This window comes from Psittacicella gerlachiana, assembly GCF_003585965.1.
GTDB lineage: Bacteria > Pseudomonadota > Gammaproteobacteria > Enterobacterales > Psittacicellaceae > Psittacicella > Psittacicella gerlachiana.
The window spans coordinates 1-1,989 of sequence record NZ_NRJF01000213.1; the positions used below are offsets into that span (position 1 = coordinate 1).

The 1,989-nt window shown below is 32.0% G+C and carries 2 protein-coding genes; both read left to right on the plus strand.

Annotated elements, in window-relative coordinates; all coding sequences use genetic code 11:
- Positions 1-109: 109 nt before the first annotated feature.
- Positions 110-775: an MBL fold metallo-hydrolase gene (locus CKF59_RS06705; protein WP_119535170.1), complete on the plus strand. Its 666-nt coding sequence runs from the start codon at positions 110-112 to the stop codon at positions 773-775.
- Positions 776-898: 123 nt separating this feature from the next.
- The gene (locus CKF59_RS06710; RefSeq protein ID WP_222985664.1) at positions 899-1,747 is read left to right on the plus strand and encodes a Cof-type HAD-IIB family hydrolase; all 849 of its coding nucleotides are present in this window, start codon (positions 899-901) and stop codon (positions 1,745-1,747) included.
- The last annotated feature ends 242 nt before the right edge of the window (positions 1,748-1,989 follow it).

Here is a 1,989-nt window from a genome sequence, read left to right on the forward strand (position 1 = left end):
CGTTATATATTATAACGAAAAAAGCTTTAGTTTTTTATTTAATCGTAAACTAAAGGTATAATAAAAAGGAAGAGAAATCTTATAACTTTATTTTAAATTAGAAATAATTATGCCAAAATTAGACATTTATACTTTACCTGTAGGAACGATTCAACAAAATTGTCGTATCTTTGTAAATCCACAAACTAAGCAAGCTTTTGTGGTTGATCCAGGTGCTCAGGCACAAGATCTCTATAAATTTATTCAAGATCATGAGCTTAAGGTTGAAGCTATAGTTATTACCCATGCTCATTTTGATCACATTGGAGGGATTACTCCGTTACGTAAACTACTTGGTGAAGTACCAGTATTAGGTCCATTTGTTCAAGATGAGATCTTCTTTTCTAAAGTAGTTTCACGTTGCCGTCAGTTTGGATTGCTCGATCAAGTTGAAGACTTTGTTCCTGAAACAAGTAAAGGAGATAGATTTTTTACGGAAAACGAAACCTTAACTCTTGCGGGACAAGATTTTAAAGTTCTCTTTACTCCAGGACATTCTCCAGGACATGCAACTTTAGTTGATCAAGAGAATAAAGTATTAATTGTTGGAGATGTACTTTTTAATGGAGGCATAGGCAGAACTGATCTTGAAGGAGGAAGTTTTGCGGTATTAGAACAAAGTATTAAGGAAAAACTTTATTCCTTATCAGGAGATTATTTAGTTCTTTCTGGACATGGTCCTGAAACTTCATTAGAACATGAGCGTTCGAGTAATCCCTTTGTTAGACAAGCATAAGATTTTTATCTATGATTTTATTCGCAAGCGAAATCAAAGTTATAAAAAGCTAGGAATAAAATCTAGACAAAAATTATATGCTCAACAAGAACAAGCTTAATGATAAGAAAAAGGATTTTTAGTATGGAACACAAGCATTTAGATTTAAGTCAAATTAAAGTTGTTGCCGTTGATCTTGATGGTACTTCGATTAATCATGCTCATGAACTTGAAGATTACACTGCCAAGGTTTATAATGCTCTGCCTCAAGCTGGCGTTGAGTTAATTGTCGCTACGGGAAGAGGAAAAAATGATGTTTCCATGCTAAAAAAATTAACTATTCCTTTTACTCTTGTAACTTATAATGGTTCTGTAATTGCAAAACCTGAAACTTTAGGTTACCAACGTCCTTTAGATCCTCAAGCCTTAGTTCAAATCTGTAATTATCCTTATGACGCTGATTTATATGTAAGTTTTTATACCGCAGATCATTGGTATGTAAATCAACATAATGAAGCCTATGCTCGTAAATTAACGAGTTCAGGATCTGCTTTTGAGTTTAAAGAAGCTACAGCTTGTGTCAATGAACCCGTAGTCAAAGTATTTATCGTTGATCCTACAGGAGATAGAGATCGCTTAGAACTAATTAAAAAAGATTTAGAAGCTAAAATAGGCGATAAAGTCGAAGCGGTATTTTCAGGGAATATGTCTCTTGATTTTACGGCTAAAGGAGTTAATAAGCTTACCGCAATTGAAGCTTATTTACAAAGTAAAGGATTAACCGCAAGTGAAAATCTGATAGCTTTTGGTGATAGTATGAATGATTATGCAATGTTAACCGGAGCTAAGTATGGTTTTTATATGGAAAATACTTTGCCCTTTATTAAAGAGAACTTTGTACCTCATCCTAATTGTCATGAGATCGGAAATTGTTATAAATTAGCCACAGCTAAATTTTTGAATCAAATTTTTGCTTTGGGAATTCAGGAGTAGTAAAATAAATAACAATATAGCTATGAGTGAGGTTTGAAGTTTTAATTCTTTAACTTTAAGGATTAACAAAGTTTTATAAAATTTTCACAAATAAGAAAGAATTTTAAAATTGTAGATTTTTTTCTTAAAAACAAGCGAAAAACCACCTGATTTATCGAAAGTCCGGTGGTTTTTTTATTACTTTTGTAAAATTTAGGTATAAGGGAAAACAGAAGTTTTTTATTTATTACTTAGTAAAAAAG

Excerpts from the sequence above, each read along its gene's own strand:
- CKF59_RS06705 (WP_119535170.1), top strand. The coding sequence starts at position 110 with ATGCCAAAATTAGACATTTATACTTTACCTGTAGGAACGATTCAACAA.
- CKF59_RS06710 (WP_222985664.1), top strand. The coding sequence starts at position 899 with ATGGAACACAAGCATTTAGATTTAAGTCAAATTAAAGTTGTTGCCGTT.